General features: G+C 64.7%; 21 protein-coding genes. 12 read left to right on the top strand and 9 right to left on the bottom strand.

Annotation, left to right across the window (positions count from 1 at the left end; genetic code table 11):
• Positions 1–103: 103 nt before the first annotated feature.
• The 7 genes from GD627_RS07890 (at position 104) to GD627_RS07860 (ending at position 5,076) form a co-directional block, all read left to right on the top strand.
• Complete coding sequence (locus GD627_RS07890; RefSeq protein WP_152272040.1) at positions 104–451, top strand: UBP-type zinc finger domain-containing protein; 348 nt, start codon at positions 104–106, stop codon at positions 449–451.
• A gap of 33 nt (positions 452–484) precedes the next feature.
• On the top strand, positions 485–1,270 hold the full coding sequence (locus tag GD627_RS07885) for an SDR family oxidoreductase (protein WP_152272039.1): 786 nt from the start codon (positions 485–487) through the stop codon (positions 1,268–1,270).
• Positions 1,271–1,872: 602 nt separating this feature from the next.
• Positions 1,873–2,967, top strand: a complete 1,095-nt coding sequence (locus tag GD627_RS07880) for an ABC transporter permease (RefSeq protein ID WP_343032385.1) — start codon at positions 1,873–1,875, stop codon at positions 2,965–2,967.
• Positions 2,964–3,665: an ABC transporter ATP-binding protein gene (locus tag GD627_RS07875; RefSeq protein ID WP_152272037.1), complete on the top strand. Its 702-nt coding sequence runs from the start codon at positions 2,964–2,966 to the stop codon at positions 3,663–3,665. The genes GD627_RS07880 and GD627_RS07875 overlap by 4 nt, the downstream gene beginning before the upstream one ends.
• Positions 3,666–3,721: 56 nt before the next feature.
• On the top strand, positions 3,722–4,315 hold the full coding sequence (locus tag GD627_RS07870) for a TetR/AcrR family transcriptional regulator (RefSeq protein ID WP_152272036.1): 594 nt from the start codon (positions 3,722–3,724) through the stop codon (positions 4,313–4,315).
• On the top strand, positions 4,312–4,743 hold the full coding sequence (locus GD627_RS07865; protein ID WP_152272035.1) for a DUF3054 domain-containing protein: 432 nt from the start codon (positions 4,312–4,314) through the stop codon (positions 4,741–4,743). Before GD627_RS07870 ends, GD627_RS07865 begins: the two co-directional genes overlap by 4 nt.
• A gap of 51 nt (positions 4,744–4,794) precedes the next feature.
• On the top strand, positions 4,795–5,076 hold the full coding sequence (locus GD627_RS07860; RefSeq protein ID WP_146361926.1) for an Lrp/AsnC family transcriptional regulator: 282 nt from the start codon (positions 4,795–4,797) through the stop codon (positions 5,074–5,076).
• A gap of 16 nt (positions 5,077–5,092) precedes the next feature.
• On the opposite strand, the gene trpD is transcribed toward GD627_RS07860, so the two are convergent.
• Positions 5,093–6,139: an anthranilate phosphoribosyltransferase gene (trpD, locus tag GD627_RS07855; RefSeq protein ID WP_152272034.1), complete on the bottom strand. Its 1,047-nt coding sequence runs from the start codon at positions 6,137–6,139 to the stop codon at positions 5,093–5,095.
• Positions 6,140–6,298: 159 nt separating this feature from the next.
• Between trpD and ctaE the strand changes: the two genes are divergently transcribed.
• From ctaE to qcrB, 4 genes are all read left to right on the top strand, one after another.
• Positions 6,299–6,937: an aa3-type cytochrome oxidase subunit III gene (gene ctaE / locus GD627_RS07850; protein ID WP_146361924.1), complete on the top strand. Its 639-nt coding sequence runs from the start codon at positions 6,299–6,301 to the stop codon at positions 6,935–6,937.
• A gap of 82 nt (positions 6,938–7,019) precedes the next feature.
• Positions 7,020–7,820 (top strand): cytochrome bc1 complex diheme cytochrome c subunit, encoded by an 801-nt coding sequence (gene qcrC, locus GD627_RS07845; protein ID WP_152272033.1) that lies wholly within the window; start codon positions 7,020–7,022, stop codon positions 7,818–7,820.
• Positions 7,821–7,905: 85 nt separating this feature from the next.
• Positions 7,906–8,937, top strand: coding sequence for a cytochrome bc1 complex Rieske iron-sulfur subunit (qcrA, locus tag GD627_RS07840; protein ID WP_146361922.1), 1,032 nt, complete (start codon positions 7,906–7,908; stop codon positions 8,935–8,937).
• A gap of 2 nt (positions 8,938–8,939) precedes the next feature.
• Entirely contained in the window at positions 8,940–10,625 is a 1,686-nt protein-coding gene (gene qcrB / locus GD627_RS07835; protein ID WP_152272032.1) for a cytochrome bc1 complex cytochrome b subunit, read from the top strand.
• A 191-nt stretch (positions 10,626–10,816) separates the two neighbouring features.
• Here the strand turns inward: qcrB and GD627_RS07830 are convergent, their stop codons facing one another.
• The 7 genes from GD627_RS07830 to GD627_RS07800 all read right to left on the bottom strand — a co-directional run bounded on the left by GD627_RS07830 (position 10,817) and on the right by GD627_RS07800 (position 17,567).
• Positions 10,817–11,374, bottom strand: coding sequence for a hypothetical protein (locus GD627_RS07830; RefSeq protein WP_146361920.1), 558 nt, complete (start codon positions 11,372–11,374; stop codon positions 10,817–10,819).
• Between the two features lie 62 nt (positions 11,375–11,436).
• On the bottom strand, positions 11,437–12,234 hold the full coding sequence (locus GD627_RS07825) for a GntR family transcriptional regulator (protein WP_425481900.1): 798 nt from the start codon (positions 12,232–12,234) through the stop codon (positions 11,437–11,439).
• Positions 12,235–12,440: 206 nt separating this feature from the next.
• The gene (locus GD627_RS07820; protein ID WP_146361919.1) at positions 12,441–12,842 is read right to left on the bottom strand and encodes a cytochrome c oxidase subunit 4; all 402 of its coding nucleotides are present in this window, start codon (positions 12,840–12,842) and stop codon (positions 12,441–12,443) included.
• On the bottom strand, positions 12,842–14,566 hold the full coding sequence (gene ctaD, locus GD627_RS07815; protein WP_152272031.1) for an aa3-type cytochrome oxidase subunit I: 1,725 nt from the start codon (positions 14,564–14,566) through the stop codon (positions 12,842–12,844). The genes GD627_RS07820 and ctaD overlap by 1 nt, the downstream gene beginning before the upstream one ends.
• 9 nt (positions 14,567–14,575) lie before the next feature.
• Positions 14,576–15,433 carry an aa3-type cytochrome oxidase subunit II gene (ctaC, locus tag GD627_RS07810; RefSeq protein WP_152272030.1) on the bottom strand — a complete coding sequence of 286 codons (858 nt, stop codon included), beginning with the start codon at positions 15,431–15,433 and terminating at the stop codon, positions 14,576–14,578.
• A gap of 182 nt (positions 15,434–15,615) precedes the next feature.
• Positions 15,616–15,996: a HesB/IscA family protein gene (locus GD627_RS07805; protein ID WP_146361916.1), complete on the bottom strand. Its 381-nt coding sequence runs from the start codon at positions 15,994–15,996 to the stop codon at positions 15,616–15,618.
• A 155-nt stretch (positions 15,997–16,151) separates the two neighbouring features.
• On the bottom strand, positions 16,152–17,567 hold the full coding sequence (locus GD627_RS07800; RefSeq protein WP_152272029.1) for a dipeptidase: 1,416 nt from the start codon (positions 17,565–17,567) through the stop codon (positions 16,152–16,154).
• Between the two features lie 38 nt (positions 17,568–17,605).
• Here GD627_RS07800 and GD627_RS07795 point away from each other — a divergent pair, with 38 nt between their 5' ends.
• Positions 17,606–18,199, top strand: coding sequence for a DUF3043 domain-containing protein (locus tag GD627_RS07795; RefSeq protein ID WP_152272028.1), 594 nt, complete (start codon positions 17,606–17,608; stop codon positions 18,197–18,199).
• Positions 18,200–18,279: 80 nt separating this feature from the next.
• Here GD627_RS07795 and GD627_RS07790 read toward each other — a convergent pair whose 3' ends face one another.
• Positions 18,280–19,350, bottom strand: coding sequence for a quinone-dependent dihydroorotate dehydrogenase (locus GD627_RS07790; protein WP_152272027.1), 1,071 nt, complete (start codon positions 19,348–19,350; stop codon positions 18,280–18,282).
• Positions 19,351–19,405 lie beyond the last annotated feature (55 nt).

Genomic DNA, 19,405 nt, shown 5'->3' with positions numbered 1-19,405 from the left:
CCGTCACCTGTTGACGGGGGCGGCCCGCTGGCTACACCGTGGAAGGACGGGCGCCCCGAGGCTCCCGTCCAGCACCGGTTCCATGCACCCCACGGAGGCCTTCATGAACGCGATTCCCGGCATCAATGTTTCGGTTCCCCCCAGCGGACCCGGCTGCGTGGAATGCACGCAGCAGGACGGGTGGTGGTACCACCTGCGCCGATGCGCCGAATGCGGGCACATCGGCTGCTGTGACAGCTCCCCCGGCCAGCACGCAACCCGCCACGAGCAGCAGACCGGCCATCCGGTCATCCAAAGCTACGAGCCCGGCGAGGACTGGTTCTGGAACTATGCCGATTCCTCGGTCTTTGCCGGGCCCGCGCTGGCTCCGCCGGAGCACCATCCCGATTCCCAGTCCGTTCCCGGCCCGGCTAACCGGGTGCCTCCAGGCTGGCAGGAGATGCTGCACTGACAGCATCCGATCCGGCAGGTCTACACTGTAAACATGACTAGAACCTACATTGTGACCGGATCAGCTTCGGGCATCGGAGCAGCAACCGCCGCCATCCTGAAGGAGCGCGGCAACACCGTCATCGGCGTCGACCTGCGCAACGCAGATGTCGAAGCGGACCTCAGCACGCCGGAGGGCCGCTCCGCCGCCGTCGCCAAGGCCGTGGAGCTCGCCGGCGGAAACGTGGACGCTGTGATCGCCTGCGCCGGCATCTCCGCACCGGCACCCATCACGGTTGCCGTGAACTTCTTTGGAGTCACAGACTTCCTGACCGCACTGGTGCCGGTCCTGGCCAAGAGCAGCGCGCCCCGCGCCGCCGTCGTCAGCTCCATGGCCAGCCTGCAGCCCAACTCCCCCGAGCTGGTGGATGCGATGCTTGCCGGCAACGAAGAGGAAGCCCTGCGGATCGGCCAGACGCTCGCCGACAGCGGCCCCCAGACCGGATACCTTAACTACCCCTCGAGCAAGCGTGCACTGAGCCGCTGGGTCCGCCGCGAAAGCATCAGCCCCGCCTTCGCCGGCAACGGCATTCCGCTGAACGCCGTTGCTCCGGGCACCGTGGTCTCGGCCATGACGCGGGATCTGCTGTCCACCCCCGAGGGCCGGGCCATGGTTGACGCGAACGTGCCGATGCCGCTGAACGGCCACTCGGACCCGGAAGTGATCGCCCGCCTGCTGATCTGGCTGACGTCCGAAGAGAACAGCCACACCACGGGACAGACCATTTACACCGACGGCGGCGCCGACGCGACGCTGCGCGGCGACGACATCTGGTCCTAAACCGCCCGCTGCCCGCCGGTGCCGGGGAAGAACCATCCCCCGGCTCGGCGGGCAGCCTCCCGCAGGACCCCGAGAGACATAGGACAGTGTGCCCAGCAGGATCGGCAGCAGCACTGCCTGATCCGCCAGGAGAGCACCCCCCGGACAGCACCCCGGGACAGCCACGCCGGCCGGTGTTCCAAAGCCGGCCAGGGCCGGCGCCGGCAGAGGAACGCGCCCGCCACGGCCCGGGCCGCCCGCACTGCCGCGGCACAGTGCCCGTTCAGCACCACAAACAGACCCAGAACGACGACGAAGAGCACCGGTACCACGGCCCCTGCGGCGGCGTAGGTCCGGCTCGCGCTCAGCCGCCCCGCCAGGTTTTCGCGGAACCCCACACCGGCGCCTGCCGGCCAGCCATTGCTAAAGCAGACCATCCCCCCACCAGGGCCCGACAGGGCTGCCCGCCGTACCGGCCGCAGCCCGGTTGGCTCCCCGCGCATCTTTCTGACATTATGTTGGTATGTTACCGACAAGCTGTCGGCAACCAGACAATCCAACAAGGGGTTCCGATGTTTTTAGCGCTGCGCGAGTTGCGTTTCGCACGGGCCAGGTTCGGACTAATGGGTGGCGTTGTTGCCCTGATAGCCGTTCTTATGGTCCTGCTGTCCGGCCTGTCCTCAGGCCTCGTCAACGACGGCGTGTCCGGCCTGAAGTCCATGCCGGCCACCGCATTTGCCTTCAATGAGGGCACCAAAACAGATAACGCGTTCTCACGCAGCGTGGTGGATGAAGGCCAGGCAGACACCTGGGCGGAACAGCCCGGCGTCGAGGACGCTGCCCTGATGGGCACCGCCATGATGAACGGCACCACCGGCAACGGCACCCAGGTTGACCTGGCCCTGTTCGGCATCGAGCCGGACTCCTTCCTGGCCCCCGAAATCGGCGAAGGCCGCGGCATTGAGGCGCCGGATGAGATTGTGGTCTCCTCCACGGCCGCTGACGCCGGCCTGGCCATCGGCGATGTCGTAACCCTCGAGCGCATCGACGTCGAACTCACGGTGGTCGGTTACACGGACGGCCAGGCGACGTTCGGCCACGTAGACCTGGCCTACCTGCCCCTGGACACCTGGCAATACGTGGCCAGCGGCCAGAGTTCTCCGGGCACCCCGACGCAGGCCGCAGTGAGCAGTGTGGACTTCGACACCGCCAGCACCGTGGCCCTGAAGGCCGCCGACGGAGCGGACATTGACTTTGCCGCCGGAGATTCCGCAGCCGGAACCGTCACCTCCACCTTGGCGGAATCCTTCGACGCCTCCCCCGGCTACTCCGCCGAAACCATGACGCTCGAAATGATCCAGGTTTTCCTGTACGCCATCTGCGCCCTGGTGGTCGGCGCATTCTTCACCGTCTGGACGATCCAGCGCCGCCATGAACTCGCCGTGCTGCGCGCCGTCGGCGCCTCCACCGGCTACCTGCTGCGCGACGGCCTGCTCCAGGCCGCCATCATCCTGGTGGTCTCCACCGTGGTCGGCATCCTTGCCGGACTCGGCATGGGCGCCGGACTGAGCGGAACGGCCATGCCGTTCGCCCTGGAAGCAGCCCCGATCGCCACAGCAACCGTGCTGACGATCGTTCTGGGCCTGGTGGGCGCCGCCCTTGCCATCGTCCGGATTTCCCGCGTAGATCCCCTGGTGGCACTTGGAGGACAGCGATGAGCACCGAAACACAGACATCCAATCCCGGCACCCGCACCGGCGGGCTGCTGATCTCGGGAGCAAACCTGGCACTGGGCGACGGCGAGGCCACCGTCCAGGCGCTCGACAACGTCACACTGTCCGTATCGCCCGGGGAAATGGTGGCCGTTGTGGGCCCCTCCGGTGCCGGGAAATCCAGCCTGCTGGCCGTCGCCGGAGCTCTGACCACACCGGATTCGGGAACCGTAAAGGTTAACGGCGTGGATCTGGGCACCCTCAGCAAGGCGGAGCGGGCCAAGTTCCGCTTGAAGGAAATCGGCTTCGTCTTCCAGTCCGGTAACCTGATCCCGGCCCTGAACGCCGCCGAACAGCTCAAGCTCATGCTGAAGCTGGCCGGCAGCCGGGACGGCTTCGACCCGTTGGAGCTGCTGGCTGCCGTAGGAATGGACCACAAAGCCAAGAGCCGCCCGGACCAGCTTTCCGGCGGTGAGCGCCAGCGCGTGGGCATTGCCCGCTCACTGGTCAACCGGCCCTCCCTGCTGCTCGTGGATGAGCCCACGGCGGCCCTGGACCGGGCCCGCAGCCAGGACGTGGTGGCCCTGCTGGCACGGGAAACCCACGAGCGCGGCGTTGCTACAGTTATGGTGACGCACGATCACGATGTCCTGCACCACTGCGACCGCGTCGTCGAAATGGTGGACGGGCGTCTGGTCGGCTAAGACGTGCACCGTTTCCGGACGGTGCAAACATGTGAACGGTATGAACAGGAGGGCAAGTGCCCCGAATAAACGCCCCCACGGTGGCCGAACACCGGGCGGCACAGCAGCGGGCGCTGCTTGACGCGGCACGCACCCTCCTGGCCCGGACCGGTGAGGCCCCCAGCATGGCAGAAGTTGCCGCGCTGGCGGGCCTCGCCCGTCCCAGCGCCTATCAGTACTACAAGTCCCGCCAGGACCTGCTCCACGCCCTGGTGCTGGACGTATTTCCCCGCTGGACCCGGCGGGTCCGGGAGGCCATGGACGCCGAGCCCGAGCCGGCGGACCGCATCATGGCCTACGTGCTGACCAACATCGCCCTGGTAGCGGAGGGCGAGCATGCGGTCGGCAACGCACTCGCCGCCGTCGCCCCCGGCGAGGAACTCGACAACCAGAGCGCCATGATGCACCGGCAGCTGCTCACACCCCTGGTGGATACCCTGACCCTGCTCGGCGTCGAGGATCCCGCGGTGACGGCGGAGCTCATCAACGCGATCGTGCACTCCTCCACCCGGCTGCTCGAATCGGGTACCGGACGAGAGTCGGTGGAAGCCCGCGTCCGCGAGCTGCTCGGCCCCTATGTGAGGGAGAACTCACGAGGACGGACAGCATGAACTCCACGGACTCCCGAAACACCGAAACAGCCACGACTGCGGTGAACCGCCGCAGCTGGCCCTGGATGCTGGGGCTGGACCTGGTCCTCATCACCGTTTTCGCTGCCCTGGGCCGGCAGAGCCATGAGCACGGACTTGCCGTCACGGGGATTCTCCTGACGGCCCTGCCCTTCATCCTTGCCTGCCTCATCGCCTGGGCCGCAATGCGTGCCTGGCGCCGCCCCGGGCAGCTCTGGCCCGCAGGCATCGTGGTCTGGCTCGTCACGGTGGCCGGAGGCCTCGCTATCCGGGCCTTGTCCGGCGGCGGCACGGCCCTCAGCTTCCAAGTGGTGACCCTGACGGTGCTGGGTGCGTTCCTGCTGGGCCACCGGCTGGTGTGGCTCGTCGTTTCCCGCTCCGCAGGGCACCGGCGGCGCGGAATCCACTAGGCTCAAAGGGAACGGACGCCTCCGCGTCGACCCAGCATCGAAAGGCCCCCCATGATCACCGCTTTTGTACTCATCCAGACGGACTCGGCCCGGATTCCGGAATGCGCCGAGGAGATCTCCGAGCTCGAGGGCATCAGCGAGGTCTACTCCGTCACCGGCGACTGCGACCTCATCGCCATTGCCCGCGTACAGCGTCATGAGGACCTGGCGGACACCATTGCCAACCGCCTGTCCAAGGTGGACGGCGTGATCGGAACGACAACGCAGATCGCCTTCCGCGCCTACTCCCAGCATGACCTCGACGCCGCGTTCTCGCTCGGCTTCGACAGCTGACGGCCCGCGGGCCTGCCTAGCGGGTGACGGCCACCCAGCGGTCCAGCGCCGTCTGGGCAGCACCGCTGTCGATTGATTCGCAGGCACGGGCAAGGCCGCGCGCCAGCCGCTGCATCAGCGGACCCTCCGCCTCCCGGTCAAGCGCCACGAGTGCTGCCGCCGCATTCAGGACGACGGCGTCACGCACCGGCCCCTTATCCCCCGCCAGCACGCTGCGCACCACTGCGGCGTTCGCCGCGGCGTCACCGCCCCTCAGGTCCTCCAGCGTGGCGCGGCTGATGCCGAGGTCCAGGGGATCCACTACGGACTGCTCCACGGCCCCGTCACGGACTTCCCAGACGGTGGAGACGCCGGTGGTGGTCATCTCGTCCAGCCCGTCCTCGCCGCGGAACACCAGCGCGCGCACGCCCCGCCGGGCAAGCACTCCGGCCATCAGCGGTGCCATCCGTGCGTCGGCGACACCGATCGCCGACGCACTGGGGTTGGACGGGTTGGTCAGCGGCCCCATGAAATTGAAAGCGGTGGCCACGCCCATCTCACGGCGGGGCACGGCGGCATAGCGCATGGACGGGTGGAAGACCTGGGCGAAGCAGAAGGTGATCCCCGCCTCGATGGCAGCCTGCGCAACACGCTTTACGGGCAGGTCCAGCCGGACTCCCAGCGCCTCGATGACGTCGGCGGATCCGGAAGCCGACGACGCCGCCCGGTTTCCGTGTTTGACGACCTTCGCCCCGGCGCCGGCACACACCAAGGCAGCCATGGAAGAAATGTTGACCGTATTGTGACGGTCACCTCCCGTGCCCACAATGTCGAGGGTCTCCCCCGGTATATCGATGGGGCGCGCGTTGGCGACCATGGCCTCCACAAGCCCGGTGAGCTCGTCCACGGTCTCTCCCTTGGCGCGCAGTGCCACCAGGAACCCCGCGATCTGGGAGTCCGTGGCGTTGCCGGCCATGATGGTCCCCATGGCCCATCGGGTCTGCTCGGTGGAAAGGTTCCTGCCCCCGATCAGCGCAGTAATCAGGCTTGGCCAGGTGTCACCGGAACTCGGAATCGTAGTCACATCCCCTAGGTTATCTACGAATCGTAGAAAAAGCCGATTTCTTTCTTGAGGCCCATTTCCGCGCCAATACAGGGATCCGGGGCGCCGAGGCCGGTCCGGGACGCGCCGCAGGCCCTGATCTGTTGGTGAAGTGGGCACTTTTACCGCCATAATGTCTATGTGACAACAGCGACCCATGCCCCCAGTACCCCGGCTCACCCCACGCTGAACCGCCCCAATATGGTTTCCGTAGGAACCGTGGTGTGGCTCTCCAGCGAACTGATGTTCTTTGCTGCCCTCTTCGCCATGTATTTCACCCTTCGCTCGACTTCGAGCGACCTGTGGGCCATGGAGACCGAGAAGCTGAACGTCCCGTTTGCTTTCGTAAACACGGTGATCCTTGTTTCCAGTTCCTTCACCTGCCAGGCTGGCGTCTTCGCCGCAGAACGTCTTCAGGCACGCCGCACCGGAGGGCTCCTGAAGCTTTCCCGCTGGGGCATGACTGAGTGGTTCCTGCTGACCTTCGTACTTGGAGCAATCTTCGTCTCCGTACAGGCCTTCGAATACGCAACCCTTGTTTCTGAAGGCGTATCCCTCTCGTCGAACTCTTACGGTTCCGCGTTCTACCTGACCACCGGTTTCCACGGCCTGCACGTGACCGGCGGCCTGATCGCGTTCCTCTTCATCATCGGCCGTGCCTACGCCGCCAAGCGCTTCGGACACTTCGAAGCCACGTCGGCGATCGTAACCTCGTATTACTGGCACTTCGTTGATGTGGTCTGGATTGCCCTGTTCGTCATCATCTACTTCCTCAAGTAACACTGCTTGAGGACTTGCACCCCACGAAATACTTCAAAGTGGCACCAGTTTCCCAAAGACCACATAAGTTAGGAACTACGAAGTGAAGGCACTATCGCAAAGGCGGCGTCATCCCCTCGCAGCAGTCGCGCTGCTGCTGTTGGGACTTCTCGTTACGGGCGGTCTCTATGCCATGGCCAACGGAGCCAACCAGGCCCAGGCAGCGACCACCACGTACACTGCCGACGACGTCAGCGAGGGCGAGAAGCTCTTCGTCGCCAACTGTGCAACGTGCCACGGCATTGAGGCCTCCGGCACGGAAAACGGCCCGTCCCTGGTCGGCGTCGGCGCAGCATCGGTCGACTTCCAGGTAGGCACCGGCCGCATGCCGATGGCTATGCAGGGCCCGCAGGCCCAGCAGAAGCCGGTCCAGTTCGACGAGGACCAGACCGCTGACCTGGCGGCCTACGTTTCCAGCCTCGGCGCCGGCCCCGCAGTTCCGGACTCGGAATACCTGGAGCCGGACACCGCTGATGCAGAGGCTTCCGCCGAAGGCGGCGAGCTGTTCCGCGTGAACTGCGCCATGTGCCACAACGCAGCAGCTGCCGGCGGTGCACTGACCCGCGGCAAGTTCGCTCCGAGCCTTGAAGGCGTCAGCGAAAAGCACATCTACGAGGCCATGGTCACCGGCCCGCAGAACATGCCCGTCTTCAATGACACCAACATCTCCCCCGAGGAGAAGCAGGACATCATCACGTTCCTGAAGGACATCGAATCCGAGGGTTCCCCCGGTGGAGCCAAGCTGGGTTCCCTGGGCCCGGTATCCGAGGGTCTGTTTATCTGGACCGCCGGTCTGGGAATCATCATCGCTTTCACCATTTGGTTGACCGCCCGGTCTTCCTAACCACAGCCGCGCTCACCTCCACGGGTGACATCACAGTTACATATAGGTCTATAAATGCAGTTTTCACAGAAGGATGAGGGGGATCATGGGCGACCATAGTCACGGCAGTCCGAACACCTCGGGCACCGTCGCTACGGCTGGCCAGGGAGATGAGGAGAAGTTCCAGAATCCAGGACTTCCCCCTCACCGCCCTCGTCTAGCCGACACAAATCCCCGCGCCGAAAAGCGGGCCGAACGGCAGGTGGCGCTTCTATTCGTCATCTCCATCATCGGCACCATCGTGTTTTTCATCGGGTACTTCAGCATCCACCTGGATGATGCCAGCATCGCGGAACTGCGGCTGCAGAACATCCTCCTGGGACTGGGCACCGCCTTTGCCATGCTCGGCATCGGCGTGGGCATTGTCCACTGGGCGAAGACGCTTATGCCGGACCACGAGATCACGGAAGAGCGGCACGAAATCCGTCCTGAAGAGGACCGGGTCATCGCCGAGAAGATGGTTGGCGACATCATTGAGGAAACGGGCATCAAGCGCCGTCCCCTGATCCGCAACACCCTCCTTGGCGCCATGGTCCTGGCACCGCTGCCCGCCATCGCGGTCTTCCGCGACCTGGGTCCCCTTCCGGGAGACACCCTCCGCCACACGATGTGGAAGAAGGGTACGCGCCTGGTGCGCGATCCCAGCGGTACCCCCATCAAGGCTTCGGATGTCACCCTGGGTTCTGCCTTCCACGTCATTCCGAACGGCCTGAACGATCTGCCCGAGCACAAGCTCGAGGAGAAGGCCAAGGCTGTTGTCCTGCTGATGCGCCTGAACCCGGAGGATCTGAACCCCTCTCCCGGGCGCGAAAACTGGGCTGTGGACGGCATTGTCGCCTACTCCAAGATCTGCACCCACGTTGGTTGCCCGGTTGCTCTTTACGAGCAGCAGACGCACCACCTGCTGTGCCCCTGCCACCAGTCGACCTTCGACGTGACGCAGGAATGCAAGGTCATTTTCGGTCCCGCCGGCCATCCTTTGCCGCAGCTGCCGATCGAGGTTGATTCCGAGGGTTACCTTGTCGCCCAGAGCGACTTCCTTGAACCCGTTGGACCGAGCTACTGGGAGCGTGGCTAACCATGAGTGTTCCCTCCGCCACCCCTTACGAGGCAAAAACCCGTCTGGGCCGCATCACGAACTTCGTTGACTCGCGGGTCAGCGGTTCCGCCATGGTCAAGGAGTTCGGCCGCAAGGTCTTCCCTGACCACTGGTCCTTCATGTTCGGCGAAGTTGCGCTGTACTGCTTCGTCATCCTCCTGATGACCGGAACGTTCCTGACGTTCTTCTTCGATCCGTCCATGGCAGAAACGCATTACCAGGGCAGCTACGTTCCGCTGCGCGGCGTCGAAATGTCAGTCGCCTACGAGTCCTCCCTGAACATCTCCTTCGATGTCCGCGGCGGCCTCTTCATGCGCCAGGTCCACCACTGGTCGGCCCTGCTCTTCGTGGCAGCCGTCTCGGTGCACATGCTCCGCGTCTTCTTCACGGGTGCTTTCCGCAAGCCGCGCGAACTCAACTGGGTGGTGGGCGGCGTCCTGCTGATCCTGTCCCTGGCTGCAGGCTTCACCGGCTACTCCCTCCCCGATGACCTGCTCTCCGGCAACGGCCTGCGCATCATCGACGGTGTTATCAAGTCCGTTCCGGTGGTCGGCACGTACATCAGCTTCTTCCTGTTCGGCGGCGAGTTCCCCGGAACCGCCATCATCGGTCGCCTGTACATGCTGCACATCCTCCTGGTTCCGGCCCTGATCCTGCTGATGATCGCCATTCACCTGTTCATGGTGGTCATCCACAAGCACACCCAGTTCCGCGGACCCGGCCGGACCAACAACAACGTTGTCGGCTACCCGGTCGGCCCCGTCTACGCTGCCAAGGCCGGCGGTTTCTTCTTCATCGTCTTCGGCGTGATCGCCATCATCGCGGGCTTCTTCACCATCAACCCGATCTGGAACTACGGTCCCTACGATCCCTCCCCCGTGTCCGCAGGTACCCAGCCTGACTGGTACATCGGCTGGGTTGACGGCGCCCTGCGCCTGATGCCGGGCTACCTGGGCGGGTTCCCGCTGGAATGGGTCATCCCGTTCCCGTGGGGTGACAACACACTGTCGCTGAACGTGCTGCTGCCCGCCCTGGGCCCGGCAGGACTCGTCTTCACGCTGCTCTTCACGTGGCCGTGGATCGAAGCCTGGCTGACCAAGGACAAGCGCGTCCACAACCTTCTGGACCGCCCGCGCAACGCCCCGTACCGCACTGCCGTCGGCGTCGCCGGCGTCGTGTTCTACTGCGTGATGTGGGCAGCTGCCAGCTCCGACCTCATCGCCACGCACTTCCATGTGTCGCTGAACGATGTGACGTACTGGCTGCGGGTCCTGTTCTTCGTCGGTCCGATCCTGGCCTTCATCATTGCCCGCCGCATTGCCCTGGCACTGCAGCGCAAGGACCGCGAGATTGTCCTGCACGGCGTCGAGAGCGGACGCATTGTCCGTCTCCCGCACGGCGAGTACATCGAGGTGCACGAGCCGCTGGACGAATACAAGCGCTACCGTCTGGTGGACTTCGAGTCCTACAAGGCCCTTCCGGCCCAGCCGGACGCCAACGGCAAGGTCTCCGGGAAGGAAAAGCGGCGCGCAAAGCTGTCCCGCTTCTTCTTCGAGGACCGCGTTGCCCCGGTGACGCCGTCCGAACTCGAGAACGCGCATCACCACGAGTCGCCTGCCGAGGTTGAGGCCAAGGCCGACGACTCCGCATCGATCGAACAGCGCTAGCCTCAAAGGCTGACGCAGAGAAAGAGGGCCCGACCGGATCATCCGGTCGGGCCCTCTTTGCATGTTCTATCTGCCCTGCTGGGCCCCGCAGCTCCGGCGGGCGGCATCCTCTCCGGCGGGCGGCACCCTCCCCTACGGGCGGCACAGTCCCCTACCAGGCGGTACCGGCAGGCGCCGGGCGCAGTCCCCGGCTAGGCCAGGGTGAAGGGACGCTTGGCGGGAAGCGGATGGCGCTGCTTCAGCGCGGCCGGTTCCGCCACGGGTGCGGACCCGATGGTGAGCTTGGTGAAATCCAGCAGCGGATCACGCAGGACCACCTTGAGCCCCGCCACGGCCTTGTTTACGTCGGGGACCAGGCAGTAGATGTTCAGCTTGCGCGGCGCGAACTCCGTGTGGTCCACCTCCCCCAGTCCCCGCCAGAGGAAGTACGAGGAGATCGCCTGGGTGGCCTTGTGCTCCAGGTAGCGGTCCCGTTCGGTGCCGGCTGCGGTCTTGAGCGCGTACTGGACAATTACCCAGTGCTGCTCCTCCGGTTCGATCTCTGCGTACCCGTCCGCCTCCGAGGCAACCGCGAAGGCGTGCAGCAGATCCTCCGCCGCCTCCGGAGCCACGTCCTGGACCTTTGCGGACCCCTCGTGTCCGACCGTCCCGGAGGTGAGCATGAGCTGGGCGTCGTCTTCGTCATAGAGTGCCTCGCGGAAATGGAGCACTCCCGCGTCGTCGCGCTTGTACATCCGAATGGTGATCATGGTGCTGTTCCTCTTCCTTGCAGTGGGGTTAGGGTAAGGGGCTGCGGGCCCCCGGGGCAGGCTCAGGCGGGCCGGTGCCGGTGCGGGTGGTATGAACGCGGGGTGCGCACTCCGGGCCGCTGGAGGGGCACCCAGAGCTTGTAACGGTCAGCACGGTAGTAGGACACCGAATAGTCGACCATGGCGCGTGAGACGTAGGCGTGGCGCTGGATCTTCAGCACCGGCGCACCCAGCTCGACGTTAAGCAGGCGGGCAATGGACGCCGACGCCGCCGTCGCCTCGATGGTGTCCTCGCCCCATTCCATCACCAGCCCGTAGCGTTCGCTGAGGACGTTGTACAACGACGTCGGCGGCTGCTCTTCCAGGATGCCCGGCACATAGTGCGACGGAATGAAGTTCTCATCCACGCTCATGGGCTCGCCGTCGGCCAGCAGCTGCCGCCGGAAGCGAATGACCGGCTGGCCGGGTTCGATGTGGAGTTCGCGTGCCACCAGCTGCGAGGCGCCGATCTGCTCGAAGCTCAGGACGTGAGCGTCCGGCACCATGCCGCGGCGGTGCATCTCCTCCGAGTACGAGGTCAGCTGCACCTGGAGATCCATCTTGGGGCGGGCAACGAACGTGCCGAGTCCGACGACGCGCTCCAGGACGCCGTCGGCAACCAGCGCGTCCACGGCCTGGCGGATGGTCATGCGGGCGACGGCAAAGTGTTCGGAGAGTTCACGCTCGGAGGGAATGATCTCCCCCGCCGCGGCATGCGTCTCCACGAACCGCCGGAGGATCCCCTGCAGCTGCACGTGTTTGGCAATGCCTGCACCGGGGTCAATGCCCTCGGTGAGAAGCCGGAGCCTGTGGTTGCTCACCGGAGGACGGGAGCCATAGTGGACGGACCATTGCTGAACATACTTCTCTTCCGCCCCTTCGGCTGGGAAAACTGCTGCCGTCTAAGAATACCGGCATCACCGCCCGCCCCCTCCCCCGGTGCCTGCCGGCGCGTGAAGTCTTAACGACATAAGGGAAGGGCCCGCAGTTACCTGCGGACCCTTCCCTTATGCGTTGTCTGCCAGCCCTAGTGGGCGTGGTTACCGCGGCTGTATTCGAAGACCCAGCCGACCAGTGCGACGACGGCCAGGCCGGCACCGATGTACAGTACCCACCAGCCCACTGCCATGCCCAGGAAGCCAATGGCGGCGGAGGCACCCAGCAGCAGCGGCCACCAGCTCCACGGGCTGAAGAAGCCCTGCTCGCCGGAGCCTTCATGGATCTCAGCGTCCAGACGGTCCTCGGGACGGGGACCGACCCGCTTTCCGGTGAAGCCGATGTAGTAGGCGATCATGCCGGACATGCCGCCGGTGAGGAACAGGGCCAGGTAGCCGACGGGTTCCGTCCACTCCACCATGTATCCGTACACCACGCCGACGACGATGAAGAACGGCGTCATGTAAGCAAAGAGCTTAGTCTCAACCTTCATTATGCTTTTTCCTTCCGGTCGCCGGGGCCGAAGACCTTGGCAGCGGCGGAATCGTCAGTGACGTGCTGCTGCAGCTCCGGGTGGTGCAGGTCCAGTGCCGGACGCTCCGAACGGATTCGGGGAAGGGAGGTGAAGTTGTGGCGCGGGGGCGGGCAGGACGTAGCCCACTCGAGCGATCCACCGAAGCCCCAGGGGTCATCCACTTCAACCTTCTTGCCGTGGCGCCAGGTGATGTACACGTTCCAGAAGAACGGGATCATCGAGGCACCCAGGACGAAGGAGGCGATCGTGGAGAACTGGTTCATCGCGGTGAAGTTGTCCTCCACCAGGTAGTCCGCGTAACGGCGCGGCATGCCCAGGACACCCAGCCAGTGCTGGATGAGGAAGGTGCCGTGGAAGCCGATGAACAGGAGCCAGAAGTGGATCTTGCCGAGGCGTTCGTTGAGCATCTTTCCGGTCCACTTGGGCCACCAGAAGTAGAAGCCGGCGAACATTGCGAAGACCACGGTGCCGAAGATGACGTAGTGGAAGTGCGCCACCACGAAGTAGGTGTCCGAGACGTGGAAGTCCAGCGGGGGCGAAGACAGGATGATGCCGGTCAGGCCGCCGAAGAGGAACGTGATGAGGAAGCCGATGCTCCACAGCATGGGTGTCTCGAACGTGATGGAGCCACGCCACAGGGTGCCGATCCAGTTGAAGAACTTCACGCCCGTGGGCACCGCAATCAGCATCGTCATGAAGGCGAAGAACGGCAGCATAACGGCGCCGGTCACGTACATGTGGTGCGCCCAGACCGTCACGGACAGTGCGGCAATGGCGATGGTGGCGTACACCAGGCCCTTGTAGCCGAAGATCGGCTTGCGGCTGAACACCGGGAAGATCTCGGACACGATGCCGAAGAACGGCAGCGCGATGATGTAGACCTCGGGGTGGCCGAAGAACCAGAACAGGTGCTGCCACAGGATGGCACCGCCGCGCTCCGGATCGAAGATGTGAGCGCCGAAGCGCCGGTCCGCGCCCAGGGCGAACAGTGCTGCTGCCAGGGGCGGGAACGCCATCAGGACCAGAATGGCCGTCACCAGGGTGTTCCAGGTGAAAATCGGCATCCGCCACATGGTCATGCCGGGAGCACGCATGCAGATGATGGTGGTGATGAAGTTGACGGCACCGAGGATGGTACCGAAGCCGGACAGTGCCAGCCCGAAGACCCACAGGTCACCGCCGACGCCCGGAGAGAACGTGGTGCTGGACAGCGGCGTGTAGGCAAACCAGCCGAAGGACGCAGCGCCCTGCGGGGTGATGAAGCCGGCGACGGCGATGGTGCTGCCGAAGAGGAAGAACCAGAACGCCAGGGCGTTCAGCCGCGGGAAGGCGACATCCGGTGCGCCGATCTGCAGGGGCATGAGGACGTTGGCGAAACCCGAGAACAGCGGGGTGGCGAACATCAGCAGCATCACGGTGCCGTGCATCGTGAACAGCTGGTTGTACTGATCCTTGGTCTGCAGGATCTGCATGCCGGGCTCAAACAGCTCCGCGCGGATGACCAGGGCCATCACGCCTGCGAGGCAGAAGAAAATAAATGAGGCAATCAGGTACATGTACCCGATCGTCTTGTGGTCAGTGGAGGTGATCCAGTTGACGACGATACGTCCCTTGGAGACGGGTACTACGCGGGGTGCAACCCTGGTGCCGGAATCTTCCGAAGTGTATTCGAGAGTAGTCATAGCGTCCTCCTACCTCCTAACTTCGCTTGATTCTGAGTTGTACGTGCGGTCGTATTCCCCGGTGACCTGACCGCTGGGCAGCCCGGCGACGTAATCGTCGTACTCGTCTTCCGGGAGTACCTCGACGTTGAAGAGCATTTCGGAGTGGTATTCACCGCAAAGCTCGGCGCACTTACCGTCGAAGGTGCCGGTCTTGCCGGTTTCGAGGGTGATGACGTTGGTGCGGCCGGGGTAGATGTCCATCTTCTGCAGGAAGGCAGGCACCCAGAAGGAGTGCTGGACATCGCGGGTGTTCAGCTGCAGTTCAATGGTCTTGTCAACAGGGAGCACCAGGGTGGGGAACTCGTCGGCGGACACTTCATTGCCGTCGAGGTTCACCTGCGTGCCCTGGTAGTACTTGTCTTCATTGACATAGTTGAAGTCCCAGGACCACTGCTTGGCGCGCACATCAATAATGACCCGGTCCGGGTCATTACTGGTGGCGTTAATGGCCTTGATGTCCTGATTGGTGAAGTAGAACAACACCAGAACCATGAACAGCGGAACCGCCGTGTAGAAGATTTCCAGCGGCAGGTTGTAGCTGAGCTGGCGGGGGTACCCGGTCTCGTTCTTGCGGCGGCGGTAGGCAACCATGCACCACAGGATCAAACCCCAGGTGAGGATACCAACCGCCAAGGCGGCAATCCACGAGTTGACCCACAGGTCAATAATCCGGCCGGTGTGGTTAGTGGTGTCGCGGTCCGACGGCAACCAGCCCGTTTGAGCCTCTGATGAACACCCCGATAAAAACAACGCGCCGGCCGACGTTGCGGCTGAGATCTTTAAGATCCTGGCGCGTCGGCTGCTGGTTCGGTCCTGCGAACTCACAGACGGCCCTTCCTCTTGTTGCGTGCAAGTGCTGTCCGGCCGGGGACAAAAAAGTTCCCGGTGACGGACATTAGTTTTACTACTACGTGTAGAGCTTACCCGTACGCGCGGCGATCCAGTGACAGATCACCGCCGCGCCGGGCCATTAATGCTCCTGTTACGGGCCGCCGCAGCCACGGGTCCTAGTGGAAGGAATCTCCACAGGCACATGAGCCGCCGGCATTGGGGTTGTCGATGGTGAACCCCTGCTTCGAAATGGTGTCCTCGAAGTCGATCGATGCGCCGGACAGGTACGGGACGCTCATCTTGTCCACGATGACCTCCACGCCGTCGAAGTCACGGACGGCATCGCCGTCCAGGACGCGCTCGTCGAAGTACAGCTGGTAGATCAGTCCCGAGCAGCCTCCGGGCTGGACTGCCACACGGAGACGGAGGTCTGTGCGGCCTTCCTGCTCCAGCAGACTGCGGACCTTCTGCGCGGCTACATCCGACAGCAGCACCTCATGGACGGGCAGCTCGGCCTCGGCTGCAGTGGTCGTGTTTTCGCTGGTGGAAACGCTCATAGTTTCTCTCTTTCCTCAGCTGGTCTTTCCGCGGCAGACTTTGGGCGCCTGCCACGGGCCGGACCAGTGCCTCAATGGTACGTCGACTGACCCCCATCGATCTAACAGATGCCGGGCGTAAAAGAATTCCCGCCCGGCATCTACCCGCCCCTCTCCTAGCCGGCTACGGCTCCCAGCCGGGCCAGGAGCAGCGCTTCAGCCAGGATGGCGTTGCGGAAGTCGTTCAGGTCCAGCGACTCGTTGGCGCTGTGCGCACGGGAATCGGGATCTTCGACGCCGGTGATGAGGATCTGTGCTTCCGGAAACAGCTCCACAAGGTCCGAAATGAACGGAATGGAGCCGCCCATCCCGGATTCCACCGGTTCCACTCCCCATGCCCGTTCCAGGGCCCAGAGTGCAGTGCGTGCGGCACTGGCGCTGGTGTCGGTAGCGAAGGCGTTGCCCTGCTCCCCCGGGGTGAAGGTGACTTTGGCGCCGAAGGGTGCATGGGCCTCGACATGCGCCCGGATCGCGTCCATGGCCGCCTCGGGGCTCTGCCCGGGCGCCAGCCGCAGGCTGAACTTCGCCCGGGCCTTGGGCTGGATGGTGTTGGAGGACATGGCGACCGTCGGCACGTCGATGCCGATGATCGAGAGGGCGGGCTTGGTCCACAGGCGGGAGGCAATGGAACCGGTGCCGGCCAGCTGCACGCCCTCGAGCAGGGAGGAATCCGCGCGGAAGTCCGCTTCGGGGTAATCCACCGCGGCGTCGTCGGAGGCTACCAGGCCGGCGATGGCGACGTCGCCGGCGTCGTCATGGAAGGTGGCAATCAGCCGTGCCAGCAGGGTGGGCGCGTCCAGCACCGGCCCGCCGAACATACCCGAGTGCACTGCATGGTCCAGGACCTGGACCTCCACGGTGCCGTCCACCAGGCCGCGCAGGCTGGTGGTGAGCGCCGGAACGCCCACTTTCCAGTTACCCGAGTCCGCCACCACTATGACGTCTGCGCGGAGCAGATCCTGGTAGGTCTCCAGGAAGGTGCGGAACGTCGGCGAGCCGGCTTCTTCCTCCCCCTCAATGAACAGGGTGACGCCGACGCCGGATTCCTCGCCCAGGACGTCCTCCAGTGCACGCAGGGCCCCGATGTGCGCCATGATGCCCGCCTTATCATCGGCGGCGCCGCGGCCGTAGAGCCGGCCATTGCGTTCCTCGGCGGTGAAGGGCTCCGAGTCCCAGAGGTCCGGGTCTCCGGGCGGCTGGACATCGTGGTGGGCATAGAGCAGGACGGTGGGCGCCCCGGCCCGTGCAGGCCGGCGGGCGACGACGGCGGGGCCGCCGGGTGTGCCGTTGTTATCGACGCGGAGAATCTGCACGTCTTCAATGCCAGCTTCGCGGATCAGGTCCGCAACGGCGGCGGCGCTGCGGTTAAGGTGCTCGGGATCGAAGGAGTCCCAAGCGATGCCCGGAATGCTGACCAGGGACTTAAGCTGCTCCACGGTCCGGGGGAAATCACCGGCCACACTTGAGCGGAGGGCGTCCTCGTGGATATCCGGGGACGAGGGGGTTACGTCTGGGGTGGGATTGGAAGTCATAGCCAAAACCCTACAATCTTTCACGGTATCCTTGGGATGTGTTCGGACGAAAGAATGAAGCGCCCACCGCGCAGGAAACTGTGGACCAGGCAGCTGCTGCTAACGAAGCAGCCAACGCGAGGGTGGGAAAAGGTGCCCCCACGCCCCGCCGCAAAGACCAGGTAGCTGCACGCCGGCGCCCGTTGGTTCCGGATGACCGCAACGCCGCCAAGGCCGCCAACCGGGACGCGCTGCGTGAGGAGCGGATGAAGACCCGCCGTGCCCTGGACACCGGCGAAGAACGCTACCTGCCGCTCCGGGACAAGGGGCCCAACCGCCGGTTCGTGCGGGACATCGTGGACGCCCGCTGGAATGTCGGTGAGTTCATCATGATCGCCGCCCTCGTGTTTGTCGTGTTGAGCTTCATCCAGAACGTGGATCTCCAGCTGATTGTCATGGCCGTTTTCTGGGTGCTCATCCTTCTGGTCATCGCAGACAGCTTTATGCTGCGCCGCCAGATCCGGAAGCGCCTCACCGCCAAGTTCGGCGGACCCAATCCGGGCGATGTCTGGTACGGGGTTTCCCGGTCCCTGCAGCTGCGGCGGTTCCGGCTGCCCAAGGCGCAGGTCCGCCGCGGACAGTACCCCTCCTGATTTCCGCTTTTCCTTTCCACAGATTCAAAAAGAAGGGCCGCCCCGCGGGGCGGCCCTTCTTTGTTCCTACGCACTTTTGGCTATGCGCGGTTCCGAGCCAGGCCGCGGTTGATCCGCGCTGCCCAGAAGGGACCTTCATAGAGGAATGCGGTGTAGCCCTGGACCAGGACCGCGCCGGCGTCCAGCCGCTCCTGCACGTCTTCGGCGGTCTCCACTCCCCCAACGGAAATAATGGCCGGGCCGTCCTCCCCCAGCTGGCTGCGGAGCCGGCGCAGGACTTCCAGGGATCGTTTCTTCAGCGGCGCCCCGCTCAGCCCGCCCACGCCGCAGGCAATCACCCGTTCCGGGTCGGTGACCAGGTTTTCCCGGGTGACAGTGGTGTTGGTGGCAATCACTCCGTCCAGCCTGAGAGAGCGGGCCAGCTCCGCGACGTCATCAATGTCCGCATCGGTGAGGTCCGGGGCAATCTTCACCAGCAGCGGAACATGCCGGCCGGCAGCCTCGTCTGCCGCACTGCCTACGCTGGCCAGCAGCGGACGCAGAGCGGAAATGTCCTGGAGCCGCCGCAGTCCGGGCGTGTTGGGTGAACTCACGTTCACCGCGAGATAGTCGGCATGCGGTGCCAGCTCCCGGGCGCTGGAAAGGTAATCCTCGACGGCGTCGTCAAGGTCGACCGTCTTGGTTTTGCCGATATTGACGCCGATGACCGGTCGGGGTGTTCCGAAGGTCCGCGCCAGCGTTTTCCGCGCCTTGTCGAGGCGGGGGGCCACGGCGGGGGCGCCGTCGTTGTTGAACCCCATCCGGTTGATGACGGCCCGGTCCTCGACCAGGCGGAACAGGCGCGGCTTGGGATTGCCGGGCTGGGCCTTGGCGGTCACAGTGCCCACTTCCACATGCCCGAAGCCCAGGTTGCTCAGGGCGGCGATGCCCGAGCCCTCCTTGTCGAATCCGGCCGCGAGTCCGAACGGTGACGGAAACTCCAGCCCCAGCGCTTCGGTGCGCAGCCGGGGCGCGGGGCGCATCAGCCGGCGCATCACCGGCCCGGCGGGTGTCCGGGCCGCGGCGCGGATCAGCACAAAGCCGATGCGGTGGGCCAGTTCGGGGTCCATGCCGGAAAACACCAGCCGGAAAAAGGTGGGGTAGATGCGCATAGGTCAAACATCCCAGAACCGGCAGCGCGTGCCAAACCCCGTGGGCTAATGCGTC

Origin of the sequence: Arthrobacter yangruifuii (genome assembly GCF_009192775.1) — a bacterium.
Lineage (GTDB): Bacteria > Actinomycetota > Actinomycetes > Actinomycetales > Micrococcaceae > Arthrobacter_B > Arthrobacter_B yangruifuii.
This window is presented reverse-complemented; position numbering and strand designations above follow the sequence as displayed.

Coding starts and splice junctions, on each gene's coding strand:
- GD627_RS07865 (WP_152272035.1), top strand. CDS start 4,312: ATGAACTCCACGGACTCCCGAAACACCGAAACAGCCACGACTGCGGTG.
- qcrB (WP_152272032.1), top strand. CDS start 8,940: ATGAGTGTTCCCTCCGCCACCCCTTACGAGGCAAAAACCCGTCTGGGC.
- GD627_RS07805 (WP_146361916.1), bottom strand. CDS start 15,996: ATGAGCGTTTCCACCAGCGAAAACACGACCACTGCAGCCGAGGCCGAG.
- GD627_RS07820 (WP_146361919.1), bottom strand. CDS start 12,842: ATGAAGGTTGAGACTAAGCTCTTTGCTTACATGACGCCGTTCTTCATC.
- GD627_RS07800 (WP_152272029.1), bottom strand. CDS start 17,567: ATGACTTCCAATCCCACCCCAGACGTAACCCCCTCGTCCCCGGATATC.
- GD627_RS07880 (WP_343032385.1), top strand. CDS start 1,873: ATGGGTGGCGTTGTTGCCCTGATAGCCGTTCTTATGGTCCTGCTGTCC.
- GD627_RS07860 (WP_146361926.1), top strand. CDS start 4,795: ATGATCACCGCTTTTGTACTCATCCAGACGGACTCGGCCCGGATTCCG.
- qcrA (WP_146361922.1), top strand. CDS start 7,906: ATGGGCGACCATAGTCACGGCAGTCCGAACACCTCGGGCACCGTCGCT.
- ctaD (WP_152272031.1), bottom strand. CDS start 14,566: ATGACTACTCTCGAATACACTTCGGAAGATTCCGGCACCAGGGTTGCA.
- GD627_RS07830 (WP_146361920.1), bottom strand. CDS start 11,374: ATGATCACCATTCGGATGTACAAGCGCGACGACGCGGGAGTGCTCCAT.
- GD627_RS07885 (WP_152272039.1), top strand. CDS start 485: ATGACTAGAACCTACATTGTGACCGGATCAGCTTCGGGCATCGGAGCA.
- GD627_RS07875 (WP_152272037.1), top strand. CDS start 2,964: ATGAGCACCGAAACACAGACATCCAATCCCGGCACCCGCACCGGCGGG.
- GD627_RS07890 (WP_152272040.1), top strand. CDS start 104: ATGAACGCGATTCCCGGCATCAATGTTTCGGTTCCCCCCAGCGGACCC.
- GD627_RS07790 (WP_152272027.1), bottom strand. CDS start 19,350: ATGCGCATCTACCCCACCTTTTTCCGGCTGGTGTTTTCCGGCATGGAC.